This window comes from Flavobacterium microcysteis, from assembly GCF_006385255.1.
GTDB lineage: Bacteria > Bacteroidota > Bacteroidia > Flavobacteriales > Flavobacteriaceae > Flavobacterium > Flavobacterium microcysteis.
Window position 1 is genome coordinate 327,431 of record NZ_VFJE01000052.1, and the last position, 26,248, is coordinate 353,678.

Here is a 26,248-nt window from a genome sequence, read left to right on the forward strand (position 1 = left end):
AATCTTATATCAAAAACGAACTTCAATAAGTTTATATTTTATTGCTTTGCGGCTCTGCACCTTTGCGAGCAATTATTTCACGCAAAGGCACAGAGCCGCAAAGTTTCTAATGTATAGAAAAATGAACTTACTTGTCTGGTATAAACTTCCCGATAGTCATTTATAGTTTTACTATTTTCTGAGTAGCGATTTCATTATTTGTAAATTCTATCTGAACAAGATAAGTACCCTGAGCAACTTTTGAAATGTCTACCATTTTACCAGTTCCTTTTGTAACCTCTTGTCCTAAAAGATTAAAAACAGCATAATTCTTAACTTCCTGATCCGTTTCTATGTTTACGACATTTCTTGTAGGGTTTGGCAATAAGCTATACACATTTGGTGTAAACTTTTTTACATCAAGTGCCGGCCCAAATCCTTGTAGATATACAGAAATCGGAAAATAGCCTTCACCATTTGCAAAAACAGCCTCTGGTACTTCAATTTTAAATGTATGCTGTCCGGCAGCCAGGCTACCTACAGAGATTTCCCTGATTGGAATTGTTGAACCCGGACACCAATTACTAAACGACTGCCATTGGCCTGGTGTTCTTGGTGAAGATCCATAAATTCCGTTGGCTTGCGTATTATAAACTCGATAAGGCTCACAAGTCGGTTCGCCAGGTCGGTAGTTTAGAACAGAAACATTGTCAAATCTGATATAATGCAATCTTCTATTGTATTCTTCTCCATTTTCATTGGCTCCATGATTTGAAGTTATCAGATACAACTTTGCATCTGTAATAGGATTAGGAATATTAAAATTGATAGTTCTTACCGTTTCACCAACTACATCCGTAGCGTTTTCATCATAATTGTTCAAATTTTTCTTGAAATTCAAAGGAAGTAAAAAAGTTGGCAGTGATGCTGTTGGCGCACCATCTGAAATAAGATTCAAAGTACCAAAAAAGACATCATTTCTTCCAGAACATCCGGCTACCTGGGTATTTGCGGCATAAGGCACTCCAAAAACTTCTAGTTCCATCCAAAAATCATAGGCTGCATTTAAGCTAGGGTCATTTAATATTTTTGACAGGTTATTGACAGAAAATGTATAAGGAACCTGATCCGGCTGTCTGTTCTTATTCATAAAAGGCGTAATAAAACGGGCCAATTCTATTCGTTGTACATTGTCAGGACTGTAGCCAATTAATCCTTTTGGCACTAGAGCAAGATTCACATTTCCTATCCTGTCATAATTATCACATGATGCTTTAATTATTACCTCAATAGTCATATTTGAGCCATATGGAACCGACAATCCCCCATCGATCTTTTTGGCATACAAATCATTTCTATGGCGGATAACACCTTCAGGAGTCGGATGATTTACAACTCCGGCATATCCATCATAAAATAAAATCTCTTCGAAAACAGTAAGTGTATTTTGGGCTTGAACGTTTATTCCGGTTACTGTCATAAAACCGAAAATTAAAAATTGTAGAGTTTTTCTCATAAAAATTTAAATTATTTTTTATATTCAAGTTACATTTTCAAATATAAAAATATAAATACATATAAAAAATTATATTTTTAACAGAAACTCTGGTTGTAGAGGTACTAAGGTCCTGAGGAACTAAGGTACTAAGGTTATATTTTTTTATGTGTAAAAGAGACAGTTATTGAATTGTATATCCATTCGTTTTGTACAAAACTCCACTATCCACTAACCATTATCAACTATCAACTACCCACTATATCGCTTTTTATTCTATTTTTGCCTTCATTAAATAAAATCCTATGGACACTACAAAAATAATCGAGCTGTTGAGCTACACATTACCTGCTGTTATAACCGGAGGTGTAGCTTATTATTTTTTCAACCTGCATACCAAAAACGAAGAAGGACGACGCAGATACCTCATCCAAAGAGACGCAAGCAAGAACGCTCTTCCTATCCGACTGCAAGCCTATGAAAGAATGGCCTTATTTTTAGAAAGAATCAACCCATCAAATTTGCTAATCCGCATCGCACCAAATTCAAGCGATAAGATGGATTACCAAAATCTTGTTGTTTTACATATAGAAAACGAATTTGAACATAACCTTACACAGCAGATTTATTTATCGGATGAATGCTGGACAATTATTACCACTGCAAAAAATGCTACGATTCAAATGGTCCGAAAAGCGGCTTTAAGCCCTGAAGTTGACAGCGCTAACAAACTGCGTGAAGCTGTCCTGAATGAATTGTTAGAAAAGCAATCGCCAAGCAATAACGCATTAGCGTATATCAAAAACGAAGTCGGCGGACTTTGGTAAAATAAAAAAGCCTCGAAAATCGAGGCTTTTTTATTTATATCTGGCTCATGGTTTCGCTCTTATTTTTAGCATATTCATATCCCTGGTGCCACCAGTCGAGCATGATTTTCTTATTAAAGACTAATGGATTATCTGTCAGCTTGGTCGGTGTATAATAAAAATTAAGCTTGACGTTTTTTGCCGCCGCAGCCAACCTGCCAATGATAATATCTTTTCGTTCTACCTGGTCGATAATCGTTCCAAACAAATCGATGGTCAGCGAAAAAGGATTTTTTCCAATGACTTTTTCTGCCGTATTATGTTCTGTTTCCAATACAATTACATCTACCTCCGTAGCTCCACGATTAATGGCTTCTTGTATCGGTATTACATTCGAAATTCCTCCATCGGCATATTCAAATCGGTTTTTGGTCACAAGGCTCATAAACGGAATATAATTGCAGGAAATCCAAATCCAATCGCAGAAATCTTCATAACAACATTCTAATATGGATTTATATTCTACACAGTTTTTAGTGATGTTGGTTACCGCCACAATGATTTCTTTTGAAGAGCTCTGCAATTCGTCAAATTCTTCTCTAGAAAAATTATCTTCAATATAACTCTTAAGGCTTTTGCTCTCCCCAAAAGTGCGTTTGCCTTTCATGAATTGCATAATCACATTAAAGTGATTGATGGTAATTACTTCTTGGTTCTTTTTATGCTTGATGATAAAAGGATTGACACTGAAAATTTTGTCCATATCAACATTCGTATACAGCTTAAATATCTTGTCTTCCCTATTTAAAGCCAAATGCGGAATCAGCAGACTTCCGGTCGAAGATCCTATAAACAAATCATAGTTAATGTTTTTTTCTTTGATAAGGTATTGGGCTACACCACCGGCAAATGCTCCTTTACTTCCTCCTCCTGAAATGACTAATGCTCGCATAAATCTGCTATGATTTTTTTCTAAAAATAATGCTATTCTGTTGAATTGAAACCAACTTTAACAATTCTATGGATTTAACAATTTCTCTAAGATCGCTTTTTCATTGTCCTGCAAGGAAGGTAGTAGTTCTAAAAAGTACAGTCGGTATCTTTCTTTTTTTACCAATTCACGTATCTTGTCTCTGGCAAATTTTGAAAATTGCCATTTGTGATGCGTCAACGGATTGACAAGCGCACGCAGAACGTTTGTATCATTAGTATTTATATACAAAAGATTGGTTATGGCATTCTGGCGGATTGAACTTTCATAATCAGGCGAGGCATAGCTTAAAAGCTCATCATAATAAGCAGGCTTATTCTCAGGCTCAAAGTCTTTTGTTGCTAAAGCCATTGTAAGCCAAAGAATTCGAAGGTTCTTATCATTCATTCCAACCCAATTACGAGACTTATCAAGATATTTAGTACGGTCATCCGGAAATTGTGACCATAAGACATTCAAGGTAATTTCTCTTGTTACATAGGATTTGTCATCCAGAAAAGTTTCAAAATCTGGCCTGAATGATTCCGGAAATTTGTTAAGCGTTTTTGCCACAGCTTGTCTGACTTTGATATCTTTCGATAGCATTGCCTGCTTTACAATAGCTTCCTTCTCAGAAAAATCTACCGATTGCAATTGGAAAAGGACTTCTTCCCTTACCGGATAATAAGCATCCGATTGGATAGTTTCCTCAAAAAAGGATTGTTTCTCCACCAAAGGCTTATCAGCCATTGAAAGCACATTCAGGTATTGTTGGATAAATTTATTCTTCTTTAATATGCCCAAAGCTTCGGTCACTTCAAATCCTGGTTTTTCAAGCCAAACTTCCTGAAATTTCTTCGTATCATAATTCGAAACGGCATTGATTTCCGCTAGAAAATTAGCGGTATTCACATTTTTGAATGCGTATTTTTCAAGATATTTTTTGACCGCCTTGTTGAAGTTTTTCGCTCCAATGTTTTCTCTTAATACATGCAAGGCCCAGGCTCCTTTTTGATAAAACGTGAGCGAACTGGCTTTTTCATTCAGCAACGGAATCGTATCGGTTTTGGCAGCCTGCTGCAATCTCTCCGCAATTTCATAAAGTTCCCAATTAAAATGGTCTTCTCCAAACAGTTCCTTTTCAGCTAGTAAAGCATAATACGTTGCAAATCCTTCCTGTAGCCAATGATGCTTTCCTGATGTTGCTGTAATCACATCACCAAACCATTGATGAGCCAATTCGTGAGCATTTACGTTGATATAATTCCTATCGTTAAAACCGATTTCATCGACTACATAATCCTGAGAAAAAATAGTAGATGTCGTATTCTCCATTCCACCATACAAAAAGTCTCTTACAGGAACCTGACGATAGATTCCCCATGGATATTTGAATCCTATTTCTTTTTCAAAAAAATCAAAAATAGCTTTGCTGTATTTGTAAGTATATTCAAATTTTGGAGCATCTTCTTTTGAAAGATACATTTCCAAAGGTGTTCCGGAAGCAGCTGTTTCTGTCTGTTTTGCAAATTTTCCAATAGCAAGCATGGCCAGATAGGAACTCATAGGCTTGTCCATTTGGTATTCCCATAGCTTTTGAGTACCATTATCCGACATATTTTTTAATTTCCCGTTAGACAAGACATCAAAATCTTTGTCATACGAAATACTCAATCCAAAAACCACTTTTTCATTTACATCGTCAAAACTTGGCAGCCAGTGGCTGGTATATTTCCCCTGTCCTTGTGTCCAGATTTGAAGATGATCCTTTTCTCCTATAAAATACAAGGTCTGCTTTGGAGTCGCTTCATAATCAAACATCAATGTATTTTTCCCTTTCTTAAAGCCTTTGTATAACTGCAATTCCTTGCCTGAATTTTTAAATTCCGCAACGGTATTGTTAATCTTCAAATTTGAAAAAGCCATGTTTTTAGCATCAATCCGTATGGTATCGATTGTAGAAAGCACTTCAAAAGTATAGGTTACATGGCCCGATATTTTTTTATGGGCTGCATCTAAAGCAAGTGTAGCATTTAACGTTTTGAAATCGACCTTTTGGAACTGCTGTGAAAAAAGACAAGAAGGAACAAGAAGGAAAGTATATAGTAATCGTCTCATTTTAAAAATATCTTGATTCCAAAGTTACGAATTACAGTTCCTTTTTCAAGAACTTTTTTGATTTGGATTCCGATGGATTTACTATATTGTATCGCATAAACCTACACTCATTATGGTTGAAAACCCCGAACTGCAAAAAACGGTTCGATTCCTGGAAGGAATCGGAATAGCTATAATCGAAAAAAAACTGGACGACAGTACTTTCCTACCGGGATTGTCTCTTGGTCCGGGAACTATTTATGTCGATTACGAAAAACTAAAATATCCCGGCGACCTGCTACACGAAGCCGGACATCTTGCCGTTACTACACCAGCTGAAAGAAACGCTGCAGGAACTGAACAAATGGCTCCTGAATGGCCAACACAAGGTGATGAAATTGCCGCTATGCTTTGGTCCTTTGCCGCTGTAAAACATCTGGAATTGCCTGTAGATTTTGTATTTCATCCTAATGGCTACAAAGACAATTCGGAATGGCTGATTTCTAATTTCAGCAGTGAAAATTATATCGGATTGCCGTTATTGGAATGGGCAGGCCTGACGTATGGAAAAGAACGCGCAATAAAAGAAGGAAAAAAGGCTTTTCCTGTAATGGAAAAATGGTTAAGAGAATAAATTATGGAATTAGTACGCTCAATAAAATTTCCAATACTTTTTGATATTGAAAAGCTTAAGAATGACCTTAGTAAGATTATGGATAAAAACTGGACAGCCCATTATAACGCAAAGGATTATACTGGCGAATGGAATTCTATTGCCTTAATGTCTGAAAGCGGAAAATCAGACCAGATCTACGCCTCACCTGTTTCTGAAAAACTTGTCCCTACTGAAATTTTAAACTCCTGTACCTATTTTCAGGAAATTCTCGATAGTTTGTTATTTGAAAAAACGGCTGTCCGTTTGCTACGACTGGCTGTTGGTGCAGAAGTCAAACCGCATAGCGATAATTGTCTTGGTTATGAAGATGGCTGCTTTAGATTGCATATTCCTATAATTACCAATAGCGAAGTCGAATTTATTTTAGACGAAAATCGATTGGTGATGAATGAAGGCGAATGCTGGTATATTGATGCTAATTTCACCCACTCTGTTGCCAATCGGGGTAATGAAGATCGTATTCACATGGTAATCGATGGTTTGCGAAATAGCTGGACAGATGATTTATTTTTCAAAGAAGCCAAGCCTGAAGGATTTATAAAACCAGAAGCCACCATAAGCGACGAGCAAAAAAAATTAATGATAGCCGAACTGCAACGTATGAATACTCCTGCTGCTTTAGAGTTATTAAAGAACTTAGGTTAAATTTATAGAGAAGTTCATTCTAAGTATTAGCTTTCAACTGCGGCTCTGCGCCTTTGCGTGCAATTTTATCTCGCAAAGGCGCAGAGTCGCAAAGGACAAACATTAATTACTTTTCGACCACCACATTTTCCATAACCAGCACATCAAGGTCGGTTATCCCAAACAAATAAAGCGCTTCTTCAGGCGTTTCAACTATTGGCATTCCTTTTTTATTCAGGCTGGTATTGAGCAAAACGGCAATATCTGTTTGTTTATAAAAGGCTTCAATAAGCTTTGCAAATCTGGGATTCCAGCTTTCTTCTACAGTTTGTACACGAGCGGAACCGTTTTCATGTGTTACATTTTTTAATTCTTGCTGATGAATGGCACGTGTCTTGTCAACCAGAATCATATACGGACTATAACGAGCCGATTCAAAATACTCGCCAACTTTAGATTTCAATACAGCTGGTGCAAAAGGGCGAAAATCTTCCCGAAACTTAATATCCAGATTGATATGGTCTTTCATTTTTTCAATACCGGGATGTGCCAATATGCTTCTCCTGCCTAAAGCTCTAGGCCCGAACTCCGAACCTGATTGGAACCAGGCTATTGTTTTTCCTTCTTTTAACTTTTCAGCACAATACTGGAGCAACTCCTCTTCATCTGTTATTTTTTTCGGAGTATATTTCTTGTTTTCTTCCTTGTGAAATGCAGCATCAATTTCGGCTTCAGAATACGATTTACCGAAACAGGTACTTCCGTCATGAGACATTTTTGGCATTTTCATATATTCCAACCAGCCATAATAAGCACAGCCTAATGCCAAACCGTTATCACCAGCTGCCGGTTCAAAATAAATCTCCTGAGCCACTCCGGAATCCTGCAGTTTTGCATTGGCTACAGCATTAAGCGCTACTCCGCCGGTATAGCAAAGATTTGGATGTGGAAACTTTTCCAATCGGTTATGGATGCATTGCAGCACGGCTTTTTCTACCTGTTCTTGTGCCCAGCGCGCAATGTTTGCGTAATAGTCAAAATGTTCTTTAAAATAATCATATCCTGTTGACGGGTTGTCAAATTGTGTCTTCCAGTTTTCATTGACCAATAAATTTCCTGATTGGAATTCAAAAGCTTCAAAATCATATAAGCCGGACTTTCCATAAGGGGCCAATCCCATTAGTTTCCCCACATCGTCCATATCGCCAAAAACATAGTTGCTAATAGCAGCATAAAAACCTCCAATGGAATGTTGGGTTGTAGGCAGTGAAAAACTTCCGGTCTGATTAGACATAGTGCTGAAATCTTTAATCAAAGGCGTTAGTTTTTGTCCGTCGAAATGATAAAAACTGTCTTTTTCGCAAACCATACGCACCTCATTTAAAAATTCAGCCGATATATATTCCTTCTGCTCTGGATGAAGTTTTAAAAATTGGTCTAATGGGCTTCCGCAGCCATCTATTACCATAACATTGCATTCCGAAAAAGGCGATGTACCAACAGCACTATAAGCATGAGCCAAGTGATGAGAAATATCTACAATCTTGATGTTTTCGTTTCCTAAAAAAATTCGCTCGCCTTTAAAATTATCCCGATTCGGAATATCAAAATTGGCACATTGAACCACAAGAGCAAGGTCGTCTAATCCTATTCCTTCGGCATCCAGGCAATATTGTATTGCTAAGGTGTCATTACCTCCGTCATGTTTTTTGCGGCTCAAGCGTTCTTTTTCGATACCAACGCAAACACGCCCGTCTTTGAGCAAGACTGCCGATCCATTATGTGAAAGACCTGTTCCCAGGATATATATAGGTTTTGCCATAATTTTGATTCCGATTTTTGAATTCCAAATATATCATTTTCTTTAGCCAAAATCTTACTTTTATAAATCAAAACCGAGATTGAGGAATCTATTTTTTCAATCAAAATACCATTTTATAGTTTTCAATTAATGGCTTATATTCGTGTTTTAATATAGCAATGCAAAACAATTTATTAGAAACTCCTATTGAATACCTTAAAGGCGTCGGGCCAGCCCGCGGTGAATTGCTTCGCAAAGAATTAGGCATTCACAAATATGGAGACCTTATAAATTTATTTCCCAACCGATATATTGACAGAACTCGTTATTACAAAATAAACGAACTACAGAGTACCAATGCTGAAGTCCAGATTATTGGAAAGATTATCCATATCAAAACCGTTGAGCAAAAAAAGGGAAAACGGCTAGTAGCTACTTTTGTTGACGAAACAGGAGAAATGGAATTGGTTTGGTTTCAGGGACAAAAATGGATACGGGAAAATCTGAAACTGAATACCGTATATGTCATTTTCGGGAAATGCACTTCCTTCAACGGCCAATTCAATATGGCGCATCCTGAAATGGAATTGCTAGCAGAACATGAGCAAAATCTTCGTTCTGCCATGCAACCTGTTTATCCATCTACTGAAAAGCTGACCCAGAGAGGCATTTCAAATAGAACGGTAAATAAAATCATGCAACAGCTTTTTTTAGAGACGCATACAGCCTTTAAGGAACCTCTGCCTAATTATCTTTTGGAAGAACTGAAGCTGATTCCAAAAAACACCGCACTGTTTAATATTCACTTTCCCAAAAGTCCAGACTTATTGGCCAAAGCGCAATTCCGATTAAAATTTGAAGAATTGTTTTTTATACAGCTGCAACTGATTACAAAAAACCTGATTCGGAAAAACAAAATCAAAGGACATCCCTTTGAAAAAGTAGGTATCTATTTTAATGATTTCTACAATAACCATTTGCCTTTTGACTTGACCAATGCGCAAAAAAGAGTATTGAAAGAGATTCGAAACGATATGGGAAATCCGGCACAAATGAACCGTTTGTTGCAAGGTGATGTAGGTTCAGGAAAAACTATTGTGGCTTTGATGAGCATGCTATTGGCTCTCGATAACGGATTTCAGGCCTGTCTTATGGCGCCTACAGAAATTCTGGCAAACCAGCATTTTAACGGATTAGTTGAATTAGCTAAACCTTTGAATATAAACATAAAATTACTGACAGGCTCAACCAAAACTTCAGATCGGAAAATTATCCATGAAGAATTAGAAAATGGCAGTTTGCATATCCTCATTGGTACCCATGCCCTATTGGAAGACAAAGTAAAATTCCATAATTTAGGTCTGGCTATCATTGACGAGCAACATCGATTTGGAGTAGAACAGCGTTCCAAACTTTGGAAAAAGAACGAGATTCCTCCCCATGTTTTAGTCATGACGGCAACACCAATTCCAAGAACATTAGCCATGAGTTTATATGGTGACCTCGATATTTCTGTAATTGATGAATTACCACCAGGAAGAAAACCTATTCAAACCGTACACCGATATGATTCCAGCCGATTAAAAGTATGGAAATTCATCCGTGACGAAATAGAAAAAGGCAGACAGATTTATATCGTTTATCCGTTAATACAGGAATCTGAAAGCATGGACTATAAAGATTTGATGGATGGTTACGAAAGTATTTCGAGAGATTTCCCATTGCCGAAATACAGCGTGAGTATTGTGCATGGAAAAATGAAACCAGCCGAAAAGGATTCCGAAATGCAACGCTTTTCACAAGGCAAAACCAATATTATGGTGGCCACTACCGTTATTGAAGTCGGAGTGAATGTGCCCAATGCCAGTGTAATGATTATCGAAAGTGCAGAGCGCTTCGGTTTATCGCAGCTACATCAGCTTCGAGGACGTGTAGGTCGTGGAGCAGAGCAAAGCTATTGCATTTTAATGACAGGCCATAAATTAAGCAATGACAGCAAAATTCGGATGGAAACTATGACAAGAACCAATGACGGATTTGAAATAGCTGAAGTTGATTTAAAACTTCGTGGCCCGGGTGATATAATGGGAACCCAGCAAAGTGGCGTATTGAACCTGCAGATAGCTGATTTGGTAAAAGACCGGGAAATCCTGCAATTAGCGAGACATTGTGCTGTCAAATTATTAAAAGACGATGCTCCAATGATAAAGCCGGAACATCAGAACCTGCGTCAGGCCTTTATCGAAATGTCAAAAAAGAAAAATATTTGGAACTATATAAGTTAAGAACCCTAAAACCGTAATATATATGATCTCATACAATCCTAAAGAATGGCTCTCGTTCATCTTCTACTTTCATAAGGGCGATACCTTCCGGAAGCTTTTCTGGATAATGATTCTTATCGCCCTCTATTCCGGTGGAATTGCCTATCTCGAACTAGTATACTGGAACCTGTCTGCCAATAGCCTTGTCAAAAATATAACGATAATGCACAACATGCTCGGGTTTGTCATTTCCCTTTTATTGGTTTTCAGAACCAACACGGCTTATGACCGCTGGTGGGAAGGCCGAAAATTATGGGGCGCTTTGGTCAACAATAGTCGTAATCTGGCTATAAAACTATCCGTAATGCTGAAAGACAAAGAGGATAAGGATTTTTTCAGAAAAATCATTCCTGCCTATGCTTCTGTGCTAAACCTGCATTTAAAAATGGAAAGTATCAGTCATGAGCTTTTTGATGATAAAACCTTATCGCAAGACCATTATAAGCACAAGCCTAACCAGATAGCCAAGACAATGATACAGCGTGTTAATGAGCTTTATGAAGAAGGAAAAATTACCGGCGACCAACTGATCGTCCTAAATGCAGAAATACAATCTTTTACGGATATCTGTGGTGCTTGTGAAAGAATCAAAAACACTCCTATTCCCTATTCCTATAGTGCCTTCATCAAAAAATTCATCTTTACTTATGTATTGACATTACCTTTTGGCTACGTTTTCCAATTGGGCTATTATGTCATTCCTGTAGTTGTTTTTATCTTTTATGTACTGGCGAGTTTGGAGCTTATTGCAGAGGAAATTGAAGATCCTTTTGGAAATGATCCAAATGACCTTCCTACTCAGAAAATTTCAGAAAACATCCAAAAGAATGTAGAAGAATTGATTTATTAATATTCTCCGTTCTCTAACAATAAAAAAGCCGAAGCATTGCTTCGGCTTTTTTATTTATATATTCTATCAAGGTTAATCAACTCTTGTCAGGCAAATTTCTCTAGGAGCCGTAATCAGCAGCGGGAACGATTCAATCGTTACAGAGCTGGAATCCAGTCCGAATGCCTTTTCTTCTGAAAGACCCATTTTCTTTAGGATGTTGTAGCAGTCCAAAATCCATTTTTCATAGAACGGCAAATCGTTATCATAAGAAATAAATTTCTCTATCAATATAAATCTAAAGTCGCCAATGATATTGTTTTTATTTAACGAAGCATAACGGCTGGTTACATCTACTTCCTTGTTCTTCACCATATCTTCTACCACCTTCTTAAACATCAGGCTGATTCTTGGTGCCACACGGAAACCAAGCCTAAAATCGATACGGATTACGTCATCATGGATAAATTCGTTTACACGATATTCCATTGTATATGGTTCATCAACAACATGAACGTGAACAAACCAATAGATATCGGCACGTTTTGGCTGTTTATTCAAAATTGAATACATGATTTTTGATTCGATTTCAGTCCTGTGATCGGCACTGGTCAAATAAACCAGGTTTGTAGCATATTTTGGCACGCTCAAATCTTTGCTCAAATCTTCTAATACCGGCAGATAATCTGAAAGTTTGACAAAAACCAAATAACGATTTCTGATTTTTCTGGCAAAGAACCAGACAAACATGGTCGCCATAAGCATCATTGCAATGAGCAGCGTGATATAACCTCCGTCTGAGAATTTATGAAGGTTGGCTATCAGGAATGAAATTTCTATTATGGCATAAGTAGTAATCAATACCGCAATGAAAATCTTATTGTATCTCTTTAATATCAGGTAATAATTTAAAAGCGAAGTTGTCATCAACATCGTCATTACGATAGCCAGACCATAAGCTGCCTCCATTCCTGACGATTCTTTAAAGTATAAAACTACCAGCACGCAACCAATCCATAACATCCAGTTCAGGGAAGGAATATATAATTGTCCTTTTAGTTCTGTAGGATATTTGATTTTTACTTTTGGCCAGAAATTCAAACGAATGGCTTCGTTAATCAATGTAAACGAACCACTAATCATTGCCTGGCTGGCAACAACAGCTGCTAAAGTCGCAATACCAATTCCAAAAGGCAGGAACCAATCTGGCATGATAGCATAAAACGGGTTTGTTACTCCAGCCTCTTTCAGGGTTTTTCCTTCATGTGAAATCAGCCATGCACCTTGTCCGAAATAATTCAACAAAAGCATACTTTTTACAAAAATCCAGCTTACACGAATGTTTTCTTTTCCACAATGTCCTAAGTCTGAATACAATGCTTCTGCTCCCGTCGTACATAAAAATACCGCACCTAAAATCAGGAAGCCCTGTTTATGATTCATTAAAAGCTCGTAGGCATGATACGGGTTAAAAGCAGAAAGCACATTAATATTTGTACCCATCTGAATCGCTCCCAAAATTCCAAGCATCGAGAACCAGGTAAGCATAATTGGTCCAAAAAATTTACCAATAAGCTTGGTTCCAAATTGCTGTAATCCAAAAAGCACCGTAATAATGGCAATAACAATAGGAATTGTTGGAATATCAGGATTGATTACCCTAAGACCTTCAACTGCTGAAGAAACCGAAATTGGCGGCGTGATAATCCCGTCAGCCAAAAGTGTACTTCCTCCTATAATAGCAGGAAAAAGTAGCCATTTTACTTTCGTCTTTCTTATTAAGGTATATAAAGAAAAGATTCCACCCTCGCCTTTGTTATCCGCTCGGAGCGTTATAATTACATATTTTACGGTAGTCTGTAATGTCAGAGTCCAAAAAATTGCCGAAATGGCACCGATGATATCTCTGGAATTAATAGGATCGCTCCCAACTATCGCATTTAGAACGTACAACGGAGAGGTTCCGATGTCACCAAAAATAATCCCTAAAGTAACTAATAATCCTGCAGCAGATAATTTGTGAATATGTTTTCCCACGGAAAGTTCAATTTAAAAGATACAAAATTACAAATAATTACCATATCCAAATTAAAATCAGGCATGTATTATTTTAACAAAATTTTTAGAACTTCAAAGCCGTTTATTTTCCAACCCATAATTGCTGTGTTTGCAATAATTTTAAGACTTTTTTCCTTAATTTAGAAGCTTTAAAATTCTTTGAAAAATCAAAAAAACCTATCTTTGCATCCTTACAAAAAATAATACCAAGAACAACAATGAAAATTTCATATAACTGGCTTAAGCAATTTATCAAAACGGAATTGAAATCCGATGAAACCGCATCACTTCTAACCGATTTGGGTCTGGAAGTAGAAGGTATTGAAAAATACCAATCTGTAAAAGGCGGTTTAGAGGGTATTGTTGTTGGTCATGTCCTAACTTGCGTTCAGCATCCCAATGCAGATCGCCTAAAAGTAACAACTGTAGATTTAGGAACTGGTGCTCCGGTACAGATTGTTTGTGGTGCAGCTAATGTAGCAGCCGGACAGAAAGTGCCTGTAGCAACTATAGGAACTACATTATACGACAAAGATGGAAATTCGTTCCAAATCAAAAAAGGCAAAATCAGAGATCAGGAAAGCCATGGAATGATCTGTGCCGAAGATGAACTAGGTTTAGGCAACAGTCATGACGGAATTATGGTTCTTGATGACAAATATGCTCCCGGAACACCAGCATCAAAAGTTTTCAATATCGAAAACGATGAAGTATTTGAAATAGGACTGACTCCTAACCGTGCTGATGCAATGAGTCACCTTGGAGTTGCCAGAGATTTAAGAGCGGGTATGCTTCAGACAAATGCGCATACGGAATTGATTACGCCTTCTGTCAGCAATTTCAGAGTTGACAAAAGGACATTAAAAATGGACATCAAGGTTGAAGATGCTAAAATGGCTCCAAGATATTGCGGTGTGACTATTTCAGGAATTGTTGTAAAACAATCTCCGGAATGGCTTCAAAACCGACTAAAAGCTATTGGCCTTACACCAAAAAATAATATAGTAGATGTTACCAATTATGTAATGCATGAATTGGGACAGCCATTACATGCCTTTGACGCTGCTAAAATAAAAGGCAATAAGGTAGTTGTAAAAACAGTGGCAGCCGGAACAAAATTCACAACTCTTGATGATGTTGAAAGAACACTTCATGAAGAAGACCTGATGATTTGTGACGAAAACGGACCAATGTGTATTGCTGGTGTTTTTGGTGGTAAAAACTCAGGAGTTTCTGAAAACACTACTTCTATTTTCTTGGAAAGTGCTTATTTCAACCCAGTTTCTATCAGAAAATCTGCTAAAAGACACGGATTGAATACCGATGCTTCTTTCCGTTTTGAAAGAGGTATTGATCCAACCATTACTGAATATGCATTAAAACGTGCTGCTTTATTAATCCAGGAAGTTGCTGGAGGTGAAATTACTTCTGATATTATTGATATCTATCCAAAAAAGATAGAAGATTTCCCTGTGTTCTTAAATTTCGCAAAAGCGACAAAAATCATCGGACAGGAACTATCAAAAGAAACGATCAAGAAAATTTTGGTTTCGCTTGACATCAAAGTAAACAGTGTATCGGATGCCGGATTAGGACTGATTATTCCTTCTTACCGTGTAGACGTACAACGTGAAATTGACGTAATTGAAGAGATTTTGAGAGTTTACGGTTATAATAATGTAAACTTCACAAAAAAATTCAATGCTACCGTTTCTAACTCAGCAAGAACTGAAGATTATAAGGTGCAAAATATTATTGCGACACAATTAAACTCACAAGGGTTTAATGAAATGATGGCCAATTCACTGACTTCTCCGGAATATGTAAAGTTATCTGAAATGCTTCGTGAAGAATTCAACGTATTAATCATGAATCCGTTGAGCAATGATTTGTCTGCTATGAGACAGTCACTCCTATTCTCAGGATTAGAAGCTGTTTCTTATAATATCAACCGAAAAAATTCAGACTTGAAATTGTTTGAATTCGGGAAGTCGTATCACAAGTTACCATCCGGATATACAGAAAATAAGCACCTTACCTTATTTACGACTGGAAACCGTTTGAGCGAAAGCTGGAATACGCCTCAAAAGCCTTCCGACTTTTTCTTATTCAAAGGTTATGTGATGGGAATCCTGTCAAGATTGGGTATAGAAAAAACAAATAACAAACCTGTTGAATCTGACGTATTTGCAGAAGGTATTGCTATTGCTGTTGGAAATGATATCATTGTAGAATTAGGAACCGTTAAAAAATCGGTACTGAAGCATTTCGATATCAAACAGGAAGTTTTATTTGCTGATTTCAACTGGAATTCAATATTGAAATTGATTTCAAACAAAATCAAGTTTACCGACATTCCGAAATATCCTGAAGTAAGAAGAGATTTAGCTCTTTTAGTAGACGAGAATGTAGCATTTGACTCTATTTATACTATTGCTCGCCAGACTGAAAAATCGTTGCTGAAAGACATCAATCTGTTTGATGTATATGAAGGTAAAAACCTTCCGGAAGGCAAAAAATCGTATGCCGTGAGCTTTATTATTCAGGACAGCTCAAAAACCTTGACAGACGCTCAAATAGACAAGATTATGGGCAAATTAAAGCAGAATCTTGAAACAGAGCTTGGCGCTGTTCTTCGTTAAGACTTACTTTTTAAAAATAGAAAAATCCCGATTGTATCGGGATTTTTCATTTACAATTCAAAAATAGTATCTAGTTTGAATTATGCTTTTGGCATTACTACGGTATCGACTACATGAATCACTCCATTGGATTGGTTCACATCAGCAATAGTAACTTTTGATTTATTCCCATTTTCATCAGTGATGTAAAGCGTCTTGCTATCCATCCAGGCTGTCAATTTACCACCTTGAACAGTGGCGAGCACAGCCTTTCCGTTTCCCTTCTTTATGGCTTTCGCAATATCAGCTGAGTTCATTTTTCCAGCAACCACATGATAGGTTAAGATGGATTGCAGTTTTGATTTGTTTTCTGGTTTTAATAACATCTCTACGGTTCCTTTTGGCAATTTGGCAAAAGCTTCATTTGTTGGGGCAAAAACGGTAAAAGGTCCTTTTCCTTGCAATGTTGTTACTAAATCCGCTGCTTTTACGGCAGCAACCAACGTGGTGTGGTCTTTTGAATTCATTGCATTTTCGATAATATTTTTTGAAGGATACATTGGAGCACCTCCAACCATGACTGTTTTTTCTTTTTGTGCAAATGCAGCAGTTCCGAATAACAATGTAAATACGATTGCGATTGATAAAAATTTGGTGGTTTTCATAATTATATGTTTTTTGTTTATACAGGCATTTACGCAAATACATTTGTTTTGGTTTTAAATATTTTTGATTTAAGGCTTTATGCTTAAAGCTTTAGGCCTAAAGCCTAACAAATAAAAAAGCCCTGCAAGATGCAGGGCTTTTTTATTTGTTATTTCTTCTCTATTTAGTTAGGAGAAAAAGTTTTGTCAATACCGTGAATTATTCCATTGCTTTGGATTGCATCTGTGAATACCAGTTTTGCTTTATTTCCTTTACCATCTGTCAGATAGATAATGCTGTTTTCAAGAGTGATTACAAGAACCTGACCATCAGCAGTCTTAATTTCACCTCTTCCTTTGCTCATACGGATTAATTTCCCGAAATCAGCTGCATACCATTTCCCAGGAATCATATAGTAAGCTGCTATAGATTTAGTACGTTGTATATTTTTTGGGTCAGTCATAAATTCCAAATTTTCAGAAGATCTGCTGATAGCATCATTACTTGGTGCTAAAATAGTATACGGTCCTTCTTCACGAAGCAACTGATCAAACTCTGCAGCTTTAAAAACCTTTGCTAAAGAAGAATAATTCTGCGAAGCCGTAAGGTTATCGGTAATATTTTTAGTTGCGTCAAACTTTGGGTTAACAGCATTCATATTTGCTTTTTTCTGTGCTTTTTGTGCAAAAGATGCGACGCTTAACATTAATGCAAAAAAGATAATTGCCAGATTTTTATTAGTCTTCATAGTTAGTTTTTAAAAATACATTCGTATTGGGAACAGAATTCCTTTATTTTAGGATTTCAAATGTAAACAAAATTTTAATATTATATTATAAAATAAATAAAAAAGCCCCACATTTCTGTGAGGCTTTTGTATTAAAATCAGTCAGGATTAGTTCCCTCCTTTTTCCATTTTAGCTTTCAATTCAGCAAGAATATCATTGTTATCTCCTAAAGTAGATGCAGTAGCATTGCTTGAAGACATTGTTGTATTCTCAGAAGCTGTTTTCACATTTTTCTCTTCTTCTTCACGGAAGATAGCAGTGTGAGAAGCAACTACTCTTTTGAATTCTTTGTTGAACTCGATAACTTTGAAATCAGCTGTTTCACCTTTTTTCAATTTCTTACCGTCTTCTTTTTCAAGGTGACGAGTTGGGATGAAAGCAACGATATCATCACCGAATTCTACAGTAGCTCCTTTGTCAACGATTTCAGAGATTTCTCCATTGTGGATAGTTCCAACAGCGAATGAATCCTCATATTTGTCCCAAGGGTTAGCAGTAGTTTGTTTGTGACCTAAAGATAATTTACGTCCTTCAACATCCAACTCTAATACTACTACGTCAAGTTTTTCACCAACGCTTACGAATTCAGATGGGTGCTTGATTTTCTTAGTCCAAGAAAGGTCAGAAATGTAGATCAAACCATCGATTCCTTCTTCTAGTTCTACGAAAACTCCAAAGTTTGTAAAGTTTCTAACGATACCTGTGTGCTTAGAACCTACAGGGTATTTAGCAGTGATATCTGTCCATGGATCTTGAGTCAATTGCTTGATACCAAGTGACATCTTACGATCTTCTCTATCCAAAGTCAAGATAACAGCTTCTACTTCATCACCAACTTTTACGAAATCCTGAGCACTTCTTAAGTGAGTTGACCAAGACATTTCAGAAACGTGGATCAAACCTTCAACACCTTCAGCAACTTCGATGAAAGCACCGTAGTCAGCGATAACTACAACTTTACCTTTCACTTTGTCACCTACTTTCAGGTTAGCATCAAGTGCATCCCATGGGTGAGCGTTCAATTGTTTTAAACCAAGTTGGATTCTTGTTTTCTCATCATCGAAATCAAGGATAACAACGTTTAGTTTTTGGTCTAATTCAAGAACTTCGCTTGGGTGGTTGATTCTTGACCAAGAAAGGTCAGTAATGTGGATTAATCCGTCAACACCTCCAAGGTCAATGAACACACCATAAGAAGTAATGTTTTTAACAACACCTTCTAATACTTGTCCTTTTTCTAATTGACCAATAATTTCTTTTTTCTGTACTTCGATATCAGCTTCGATAAGCGCTTTATGAGAAACAACAACGTTTTTGAACTCATGGTTGATTTTCACAACTTTGAATTCCATCATTTTGTTTACATACTGATCGTAATCTCTGATTGGTTTCACGTCGATTTGAGAACCTGGCAAGAAAGCTTCGATTCCGAATACGTCAACGATCATACCACCTTTAGTTCTGCATTTAACGAAACCGTTAACGATTTCTCCTGTTTCATTAGCAGCAATAACTCTATCCCAAGCTTTGATAGTACGAGCTTTTCTGTGAGAAAGAACCAACTGACCTGTTTTGTCCTCACGAACGTCAATTAATACTTCTACTTTGTCTCCTACTTTTAAGTTTGGATTGTAACGGAATTCGTTCAAAGAGATAACACCTTCAGATTTAGCGTTGATATCAACGATTGCATCTCTGTCAGTGATTCTAACTACCACACCTTCAACTACTTCTTCCTGATCTGTAGAGATGAAAGTTTTTTCAACTAACTCTTCAAATTCTTTTAGGTTTTTTTCGTCAACAGCATCAATACCTTCTTGGAAGTTATGCCAGTTAAAGTTCTCTAAAAATTCCGCTTGTGTTTTTGTTTGTTCAGACATTTGTTCTGATAAAAATTTGTATCCTATGTTTTCTCGAGTTTCTTGATGCGATAGAAAACACAGAAGTGTTTTACATAAATAGTTGATACCTAAAGGAAACTCTTCTTCGCCAAAAGGTGCGCAAAATTAATAAATATTTTTTAATCTACCAAATAATTTCAGAATCAAGCTTTTATCTTAAATATTTACAAATCAACACTTAATTCTAGGTTTGAAATACTGTACACGTCCTGAATAGGTTAATTAATAATCTATATATTTACGACAAACACATCTTACTTATAATAATGGATAATACCTTTACTATTTTTATCCCACAGAAAAAAAGGAAATTGAGATATTATACAATCCTATATATACTCATTGCGTTTTGTGCTCTTATCCTCTTTATAGATTCTTGTATAACTCCAATTGATGATTCCTTCATGAAATTTTTCAAAGTTTTCTTTGGAATTATAATGATTACTTATCTCCTCCTGACTTTCATGAGTTATTTTATTAAGAAACCTTTGGAAGGAACACTATCCGGAAAATTGACCATCAATGCTGAAAATGTTGTTATAAATGACGAAATAATCGATATTTCAAGGATTGAAGACATTGGCATAATCATAGGAAGTTATGACAATCAGGAAGTTGAATACAGTTCAAGAAGCATCAAGCCTAAAATATCAAACGGAACAGACAATGTCATCACTCTTTGTTTCACTGATGGAGCAAAACACAGCATTCATTTCAAACAAGAATTTTTCGAGCATTATTTAAGTATAAAGCCTTTTATAATATCGCTCATAAAAAGCAACAAAATATCAATACTTAAAGCCACGACAATCCTAAATATCCATGATTATGATGATATACAAGAATTCAAAAAAGAGATTAACAAAAAAGAGCCTCAAATTTGAGGCTCTTTTTTTATCTTAATGTGATATATTTTCTACATCTTCCGGTTTGTGCTTGTGCTTAAACATTACCGCAAATGCTATAGAAATAACTAGCGCATACACCGCAAATGAAAGCCAGATGCTATGCCAGTCTTTAGTTTCTCCATGAGTAAAATATTTGTCAATCGCATAACCACTGATAACGCTTCCAAGATAAGCTCCTACACCATTTGTCATCATCATAAACAATCCTTGTGCGCTGGCACGTATTTTAGAATCGGTTGTTGTTTCAACAAATAAGGAACCTGATATATTAAAGAAATCGAACGCCATTCCGTATACGATACATGAAAGAATAATCATCCAAAGACCTTGCATTGGATCCCCATAAGCGAAAAGTCCAAAACGAAGTACCCAGGCTATCATAGAAAACAGCATTACCTGTTTGATTCCAAAACGTTTTAAAAAGAAGGGAATTGCCAGAATGAATAAGGTCTCAGAAACTTGTGAGATTGACATGATTATTGTTGAATATTCAACAACGAATGAATCTTTATATTCTGGAATTTTAGCGAAATCATTTAAAAAGGCATCACCATACATGTTGGTGAGCTGTAACGCACCTCCTAAAAACATAGAAAACACAAAAAACAATGCCATTTTATACGAACTGAACAATTTGAAAGCATTCAAACCTAATTGCTCCACAAAACTCGCATCTTCTGCGATTGATTTTTGCGGTGGACATTTTGGCAAGGTAAACGAGTAAATACCTAACAAAATAGCAACAAAAGCAGCAATATAGAACTGGTTAGCATAAATAGGATTACCTGATACGGAAGACATGGCATTACCGACACTTAATCCTAAATCTTTGAAGATATTTGGAGGGGTTGGCGAACTGAAAATGTTCGTAATCCACATTGCAACAATGAAGCCGATAGTTCCCCAAACACGAATTGGAGGGAAAACCTTTACTACATCATATTTATTGTTCTTTAGTATAGTATAAGCGATGGAATTGGAAAGCGAAATGGTTGGCATATAGCAAATCATTGCTCCAAAAATAACGTAGAATAAAATGGAAGGATCGTTAACTTCAGGAACATATAAAAGTATAATACCGTATAATATGTGGAGAATTCCGTAAAGCTTTTCAGCGTTGAGCCATTTATCGGCTATAATTCCGGTTAGTGCCGGCATAAATAAAGAAGAAAGACCTAATGTTGAAAATATGGCGCCAAATTCTGCACCTGTCCAGCCTTTTGCATTAAAACAATATGTTCCAATTGTGATTAGCCAAGCTCCCCAAACAAAAAACTGGAGAAAGCTCATCAAAGTTAACCTAAATTTTATTCCCATAAATAAGTTTGTATGTTGAAAAAATAACAGCTTGTAAAGCTACTATTAAAAATGAGATAAACAAAAAATTACAACGTTTTAGCTACAGTATTTACCAATCCTAAAACTTTGTCAAACTGTTCTTGTATAGAAAGATGCGAATTGTCTATTTCTATGGCATCGTCCGCTTTTACTAAAGGTGAGTCCTCTCTATGGGTATCGATATAGTCACGTTCCTGAACATTTTTGAGCACTTCTTCATAGGTCACATCCTGCCCTTTTTGGATCAATTCCTCATAACGCCTTTGCGCTCTGGTTTCAGGGCTGGCCGTCATAAACAATTTTAGTTCCGCATCTGTAAAGACAACTGTTCCTATATCTCTCCCGTCCATTACGATTCCTTTGTTTTTTCCCATATTCTGCTGCTGTTCTACAAGCTTGGCACGGACTTCAGAAATTTCGGCAATCCTACTTACAAAATTGGATACTTCAAGTGTTCTGATTTCGGTTTCAACGTTTTTTTCATTGAGAAAAATCTCAGCATAGCCCAAATCGGGATTAAAAAGAAACTGGAGACTTATCTTAGGTAATTTATCTATAAGTGCTTTTTTGTCAAACTGAGTGTCGGAAATAAAATCATGCTGCATGGCATATAAAGTCACGGCACGGTACATCGCTCCCGTATCAACATAGATATAGCCTAAATGTTTGGCTAATTGTTTTGCCAGCGTACTTTTTCCCGTAGACGAAAAGCCATCAATGGCAATAGTAATTTTTTTATCCAAAATAATTTATTGAAGGTTAATCATTAATCCGAAAAGGCTGGTACTTGCCGCTGCGGTATATCTGGAATAGGAATAGTCAAATCTGATGTTATTGAATCGCAATCCAAAACCAGCTGATAATCCTGAAAAATTTCGCTGTTCCACTATACGCAATTCCTCAGCTCTTCTAAAATTATATCCCAAACGGATGGAAAAGCTTTTTTCCGGAAAAAGCTCAGCTCCAAAGATAACGTGTCGTAAAGCATTATTGAAAAAGCCTACTTTTTCTTCTTTACTACCGCCATCTAACGAGCCTTCTGCCCTGTTTGGATTGGAAAAACCAATGTTCCATTGCTGGAGATTTTCCAAAGTCAAATGCCAGCGGATTGGCACATTTTCCAATTCCTGAGAAATTCCGGCTACAATTTCCATTGGCAACTTTTCATTCGTGTCCTGATAAGGCTTTATCTGGACACCTACGTTTCGTATTGCCAATCCGATATTGATATCATTATCTTCATCAATATACAAAGCTCCCAAATCCATCGCTGCTCCAAATGAACTGTAGCTTTCTAAAGTTGATGATATTAATTTTGCGTTAGCTCCTATAAAAATATCCGTCCAAGGCACATTATAGGCATATCCGAAAGAAAGCGCAATTTCGCTTCCGGTAAAATCAGCTGCTTTTTGCCCGTTTTCGTCATATCCTTCAAAACTTCCGTAGTTGACATAATTTACTCCAACATGAAAAGTCTGGACATGGCGGTCATAGGTATAGGCATAAGCTGCCGTTCCATAGGTTACTTCTCCAAAATAGCTTCCATAATTTACAGAAAGATGGTTGTCCATTTCCGGATTGATGGTTGCCGGGTTAAAGAATCCCTGGTTGACATCATAATCATGGATAGTTACTGCCTTTCCTCCTAATGCTGCCTGTCTTGGCGAAGTCATCAAATTTAGAAACTGGTAAACATATTTACCGCCAATCTGGCTGAAACCTTCAGCACAAAACAACAATAAAAAAACAATGAGCAGTTTCTTAAACATCTAGGGATTTTCCTTATTTTCTGAATATATAACGCAGATGCGAAGATATTATTTTTTAAAGCAAAAGATAAAACAGAAAAGGCAAAAGTTGAAAATTAATTTCACTTTTGCCTTTATATTATGGGCTATGTGCATCTAAAGATTATAATACTTTAGCATTCTTAGCTTTTTGGTCTGTTATTGCTATTGCCAAAACCTCGCTCATTTCCTTCACATAATGGAAAGTAAGTCCTTCCAGATATTCCGGTTTGATCTCATCAATATCACGTTTATTCTCGTGGCAAAGGATGATTTCTTTGATATTTGCTCTTTTGGCTGCCAATATTTTTTCTTTAATTCCTCCAACTGGCAATACTCTTCCACGAAGTGTTATTTCTCCAGTCATTGCAAGGCTTTTCTTTACTCTTCGCTGTACAAAAGACGAAACTAAAGAGGTTAACATCGCTACACCGGCACTTGGACCGTCTTTTGGAGTAGCTCCTTCCGGAACGTGAATATGCACATTGTAATTCGAAATCACATCTGGCCCTATTCCTAAATGCTCCGCATTAGACTTGATATATTCCAGGGCGAGAGTAGCCGATTCTTTCATTACAGTTCCTAAATTTCCTGTCATGGTCAAGCTTCCTTTTCCTTTTGATAGAATTGATTCGATAAAAAGGATATCTCCGCCAACACTTGTCCAGGCCAATCCGGTAACCACACCTGCTACTTCATTATTTTCATACTTATCGCGTTCCATTCTGGCAGCACCAAGTACTTTTACAATGTCTTCGTCCGTAACTTTTACGTTATGTTCTTCTTCCATCGCAATAGACTTAGCCGTATTTCTGACCATTTTTGCGATTTGTTTTTCCAAACCTCTAACGCCAGATTCTCTGGTATAGCCTACTACAATTTTTTCCAGCTGTTTTTTACCAATAGTCAGGTCTTTTGTAGTCAGTCCGTGTTCTTTCAGCTGTTTTGGCAATAAATGCTGTTTTGCAATTTCTACTTTTTCCTCAATAGTATAGCCCGTCATATTGATGACTTCCATTCTGTCTCTCAAAGCAGGCTGGATTGTTGACATATTATTTGAAGTAGCAATAAACATTACTCGAGAAAGGTCAAATCCCATTTCCAGGAAATTATCATAGAAATCTGAGTTTTGTTCCGGATCCAGAACTTCCAGCAAAGCAGAAGACGGATCGCCATTATTGCTACTCGAAAGCTTATCTATTTCATCTAATACAAATACCGGATTTGCCGTTTTTGCTTTTTTAAGACTCTGGATAATTCTTCCCGGCATGGCTCCGATATAGGTTTTTCTATGACCACGGATTTCAGCTTCATCACGCAATCCTCCTAAAGAAATCCTTACGTATTCCCTACCTAGTGCTTCAGCTACCGATTTCCCGATAGAAGTTTTACCAACTCCAGGAGGTCCATACAAGCAAAGAATTGGAGATTTCATGTCTTTTCTTAACTTCAAAACAGCAAGATGCTCTATCATTCTTTTCTTAACATCTTCCAAACCAAAATGGTCTCTATCTAATACTTTCTGAGCTCGTTTCAAATCAAAATTGTCTACAGAATATTCATTCCATGGCAATTCAAGATATAGTTCAAGATAGTTACGCTGTATACCGAAATCTGGAGACTGCGGATTCATGCGCTGCATTTTTGAAAGTTCTTTTTCGAAATGGTTCTTTGTTTTTTCGTTCCATTTTTTCTTTAGTCCTTTCTGACGCATTTCGTCAATTTCTTCTTCCTGAGAAACGCCACCCAATTCTTCCTGGATGGTTTTCATCTGCTGATGAAGGAAATATTCACGCTGCTGCTGATCCAGGTCAAAACGAACTTTGGATTGTATATCATTCTTTAACTCCAACTTCTGCAGCTCGACATTCATATAACGAAGTGTCGACAAGGCTCTTTCTTTCAAGTCATTAATTATCAATAAATCTTGTTTCTCTTTAACAGAAAGGTTCATGTTTGAAGAAACAAAATTGATAAGGAAAGACTTGCTTTCAATGTTTTTGATAGCGAAAGTAGCTTCTGTCGGAATGTTTGGGCTTTCTTTTATAATCTGAATAGCCAAATCTTTTACCGATTCAATAATCGTAGCAAATTCAGCATCTTCATGATCAGGACGCTTTTCAGGAACTTCTTTGATAGTAGCTTTCAAATAAGGCTGTTCTGTCGTAACGGCATCAATTTCAAAACGCTTTTTACCTTGAAGGATTACGGTTACGTTTCCATCAGGCATTTTCAAAACACGCAGGATTCTGGCTACAGTCCCTATTTTATTAATGTCTTCTGGTGATGGATCTTCGTCTTCCTCATTGATTTGAGAAACGACTCCAATTACCTTACCTCCGGCATTAGCATCATTGATTAATTTAATGGATTTATCGCGTCCAGCTGTAATTGGAATTACAACACCGGGAAATAGCACGGTATTTCGTAATGGCAGAATCGGAAGTTCACCCGGTAGCTGCTCATTGTTCATTTCTTCTTCGTCTTCAGGAGTTAACAGTGGGATTAATTCTGAATCGTTGTCGAATTCTTGGAGTGACAGATTGTCAAGTGTGATTATTTTTTGATTTGGCATACTATATTTAAGTCATTTTGTCATTA

Annotated in this window: 19 protein-coding genes; 7 read left to right on the plus strand and 12 right to left on the minus strand. The window is 36.8% G+C overall.

Annotated elements, in window-relative coordinates; genetic code table 11:
• Window positions 1-160: 160 nt before the first annotated feature.
• A complete protein-coding gene (locus FJA49_RS07045) occupies window positions 161-1,495 on the minus strand; it encodes a peptide-N-glycosidase F-related protein (protein WP_140000265.1) in 1,335 nt (444 codons plus the stop codon).
• Between the two features lie 284 nt (window positions 1,496-1,779).
• On the opposite strand from FJA49_RS07045, the gene FJA49_RS07050 reads away from it, so the two are divergent.
• Window positions 1,780-2,301: a DUF7935 family protein gene (locus FJA49_RS07050; protein ID WP_140000267.1), complete on the plus strand. Its 522-nt coding sequence runs from the start codon at window positions 1,780-1,782 to the stop codon at window positions 2,299-2,301.
• A gap of 34 nt (window positions 2,302-2,335) precedes the next feature.
• Here FJA49_RS07050 and FJA49_RS07055 read toward each other — a convergent pair whose 3' ends face one another.
• Entirely contained in the window at window positions 2,336-3,232 is an 897-nt protein-coding gene (locus FJA49_RS07055) for a patatin-like phospholipase family protein (RefSeq protein WP_140000269.1), read from the minus strand.
• A 66-nt stretch (window positions 3,233-3,298) separates the two neighbouring features.
• Window positions 3,299-5,368 (minus strand): M1 family metallopeptidase, encoded by a 2,070-nt coding sequence (locus FJA49_RS07060; RefSeq protein WP_140000271.1) that lies wholly within the window; start codon window positions 5,366-5,368, stop codon window positions 3,299-3,301.
• A gap of 112 nt (window positions 5,369-5,480) precedes the next feature.
• On the opposite strand from FJA49_RS07060, the gene FJA49_RS07065 reads away from it, so the two are divergent.
• Both FJA49_RS07065 and FJA49_RS07070 read left to right on the plus strand, forming a co-directional pair.
• Window positions 5,481-5,981 (plus strand): hypothetical protein, encoded by a 501-nt coding sequence (locus FJA49_RS07065; protein ID WP_140000273.1) that lies wholly within the window; start codon window positions 5,481-5,483, stop codon window positions 5,979-5,981.
• Between the two features lie 3 nt (window positions 5,982-5,984).
• Entirely contained in the window at window positions 5,985-6,668 is a 684-nt protein-coding gene (locus FJA49_RS07070) for an aspartyl/asparaginyl beta-hydroxylase domain-containing protein (RefSeq protein WP_233590084.1), read from the plus strand.
• A gap of 106 nt (window positions 6,669-6,774) precedes the next feature.
• Here the strand turns inward: FJA49_RS07070 and FJA49_RS07075 are convergent, their stop codons facing one another.
• A complete protein-coding gene (locus tag FJA49_RS07075) occupies window positions 6,775-8,469 on the minus strand; it encodes a carbamoyltransferase family protein (protein WP_140000277.1) in 1,695 nt (564 codons plus the stop codon).
• A 158-nt stretch (window positions 8,470-8,627) separates the two neighbouring features.
• Between FJA49_RS07075 and recG the strand changes: the two genes are divergently transcribed.
• On the plus strand, window positions 8,628-10,733 hold the full coding sequence (gene recG / locus FJA49_RS07080) for an ATP-dependent DNA helicase RecG (RefSeq protein WP_140000279.1): 2,106 nt from the start codon (window positions 8,628-8,630) through the stop codon (window positions 10,731-10,733).
• 22 nt (window positions 10,734-10,755) lie between these two features.
• Window positions 10,756-11,622, plus strand: coding sequence for a bestrophin family protein (locus tag FJA49_RS07085; protein WP_140000281.1), 867 nt, complete (start codon window positions 10,756-10,758; stop codon window positions 11,620-11,622).
• Between the two features lie 72 nt (window positions 11,623-11,694).
• Here the strand turns inward: FJA49_RS07085 and FJA49_RS07090 are convergent, their stop codons facing one another.
• Window positions 11,695-13,638 (minus strand): KUP/HAK/KT family potassium transporter, encoded by a 1,944-nt coding sequence (locus tag FJA49_RS07090; protein WP_233590085.1) that lies wholly within the window; start codon window positions 13,636-13,638, stop codon window positions 11,695-11,697.
• Window positions 13,639-13,877: 239 nt separating this feature from the next.
• Here FJA49_RS07090 and pheT point away from each other — a divergent pair, with 239 nt between their 5' ends.
• Entirely contained in the window at window positions 13,878-16,301 is a 2,424-nt protein-coding gene (pheT, locus tag FJA49_RS07095; RefSeq protein ID WP_140000285.1) for a phenylalanine--tRNA ligase subunit beta, read from the plus strand.
• Between the two features lie 80 nt (window positions 16,302-16,381).
• Here pheT and FJA49_RS07100 read toward each other — a convergent pair whose 3' ends face one another.
• The 3 genes from FJA49_RS07100 to rpsA all read right to left on the minus strand — a co-directional run bounded on the left by FJA49_RS07100 (window position 16,382) and on the right by rpsA (window position 19,593).
• Complete coding sequence (locus tag FJA49_RS07100) at window positions 16,382-16,945, minus strand: fasciclin domain-containing protein (protein WP_140000287.1); 564 nt, start codon at window positions 16,943-16,945, stop codon at window positions 16,382-16,384.
• A gap of 164 nt (window positions 16,946-17,109) precedes the next feature.
• Window positions 17,110-17,673 carry a fasciclin domain-containing protein gene (locus FJA49_RS07105; RefSeq protein ID WP_140000289.1) on the minus strand — a complete coding sequence of 188 codons (564 nt, stop codon included), beginning with the start codon at window positions 17,671-17,673 and terminating at the stop codon, window positions 17,110-17,112.
• Window positions 17,674-17,820: 147 nt separating this feature from the next.
• Window positions 17,821-19,593 (minus strand): 30S ribosomal protein S1, encoded by a 1,773-nt coding sequence (gene rpsA / locus FJA49_RS07110; protein WP_140000291.1) that lies wholly within the window; start codon window positions 19,591-19,593, stop codon window positions 17,821-17,823.
• A gap of 425 nt (window positions 19,594-20,018) precedes the next feature.
• Between rpsA and FJA49_RS07115 the strand changes: the two genes are divergently transcribed.
• Entirely contained in the window at window positions 20,019-20,498 is a 480-nt protein-coding gene (locus FJA49_RS07115) for a hypothetical protein (RefSeq protein WP_140000292.1), read from the plus strand.
• Window positions 20,499-20,513: 15 nt separating this feature from the next.
• On the opposite strand, the gene FJA49_RS07120 is transcribed toward FJA49_RS07115, so the two are convergent.
• From FJA49_RS07120 to lon, 4 genes are all read right to left on the minus strand, one after another.
• Window positions 20,514-21,839 carry a nucleoside permease gene (locus FJA49_RS07120; RefSeq protein ID WP_140000293.1) on the minus strand — a complete coding sequence of 442 codons (1,326 nt, stop codon included), beginning with the start codon at window positions 21,837-21,839 and terminating at the stop codon, window positions 20,514-20,516.
• 68 nt (window positions 21,840-21,907) lie between these two features.
• Window positions 21,908-22,603, minus strand: a complete 696-nt coding sequence (cmk, locus tag FJA49_RS07125; protein WP_140000294.1) for a (d)CMP kinase — start codon at window positions 22,601-22,603, stop codon at window positions 21,908-21,910.
• 6 nt (window positions 22,604-22,609) lie between these two features.
• A complete protein-coding gene (gene porQ / locus FJA49_RS07130; RefSeq protein WP_140000295.1) occupies window positions 22,610-23,629 on the minus strand; it encodes a type IX secretion system protein PorQ in 1,020 nt (339 codons plus the stop codon).
• Between the two features lie 142 nt (window positions 23,630-23,771).
• Window positions 23,772-26,222, minus strand: a complete 2,451-nt coding sequence (gene lon / locus FJA49_RS07135; protein ID WP_140000296.1) for an endopeptidase La — start codon at window positions 26,220-26,222, stop codon at window positions 23,772-23,774.
• Between the last annotated feature and the right edge of the window lie 26 nt (window positions 26,223-26,248).

What these genes read in the sequence shown, in the direction of transcription:
- FJA49_RS07045 (WP_140000265.1), bottom strand. Translation starts at nt 1,495, where the DNA reads ATGAGAAAAACTCTACAATTTTTAATTTTCGGTTTTATGACAGTAACC.
- FJA49_RS07050 (WP_140000267.1), top strand. Translation starts at nt 1,780, where the DNA reads ATGGACACTACAAAAATAATCGAGCTGTTGAGCTACACATTACCTGCT.
- FJA49_RS07055 (WP_140000269.1), bottom strand. Translation starts at nt 3,232, where the DNA reads ATGCGAGCATTAGTCATTTCAGGAGGAGGAAGTAAAGGAGCATTTGCC.
- FJA49_RS07060 (WP_140000271.1), bottom strand. Translation starts at nt 5,368, where the DNA reads ATGAGACGATTACTATATACTTTCCTTCTTGTTCCTTCTTGTCTTTTT.
- FJA49_RS07065 (WP_140000273.1), top strand. Translation starts at nt 5,481, where the DNA reads ATGGTTGAAAACCCCGAACTGCAAAAAACGGTTCGATTCCTGGAAGGA.
- FJA49_RS07070 (WP_233590084.1), top strand. Translation starts at nt 5,985, where the DNA reads ATGGAATTAGTACGCTCAATAAAATTTCCAATACTTTTTGATATTGAA.
- FJA49_RS07075 (WP_140000277.1), bottom strand. Translation starts at nt 8,469, where the DNA reads ATGGCAAAACCTATATATATCCTGGGAACAGGTCTTTCACATAATGGA.
- recG (WP_140000279.1), top strand. Translation starts at nt 8,628, where the DNA reads ATGCAAAACAATTTATTAGAAACTCCTATTGAATACCTTAAAGGCGTC.
- FJA49_RS07085 (WP_140000281.1), top strand. Translation starts at nt 10,756, where the DNA reads ATGATCTCATACAATCCTAAAGAATGGCTCTCGTTCATCTTCTACTTT.
- pheT (WP_140000285.1), top strand. Translation starts at nt 13,878, where the DNA reads ATGAAAATTTCATATAACTGGCTTAAGCAATTTATCAAAACGGAATTG.
- FJA49_RS07100 (WP_140000287.1), bottom strand. Translation starts at nt 16,945, where the DNA reads ATGAAAACCACCAAATTTTTATCAATCGCAATCGTATTTACATTGTTA.
- FJA49_RS07105 (WP_140000289.1), bottom strand. Translation starts at nt 17,673, where the DNA reads ATGAAGACTAATAAAAATCTGGCAATTATCTTTTTTGCATTAATGTTA.
- rpsA (WP_140000291.1), bottom strand. Translation starts at nt 19,593, where the DNA reads ATGTCTGAACAAACAAAAACACAAGCGGAATTTTTAGAGAACTTTAAC.
- FJA49_RS07115 (WP_140000292.1), top strand. Translation starts at nt 20,019, where the DNA reads ATGAAATTTTTCAAAGTTTTCTTTGGAATTATAATGATTACTTATCTC.
- FJA49_RS07120 (WP_140000293.1), bottom strand. Translation starts at nt 21,839, where the DNA reads ATGGGAATAAAATTTAGGTTAACTTTGATGAGCTTTCTCCAGTTTTTT.
- porQ (WP_140000295.1), bottom strand. Translation starts at nt 23,629, where the DNA reads ATGTTTAAGAAACTGCTCATTGTTTTTTTATTGTTGTTTTGTGCTGAA.
- lon (WP_140000296.1), bottom strand. Translation starts at nt 26,222, where the DNA reads ATGCCAAATCAAAAAATAATCACACTTGACAATCTGTCACTCCAAGAA.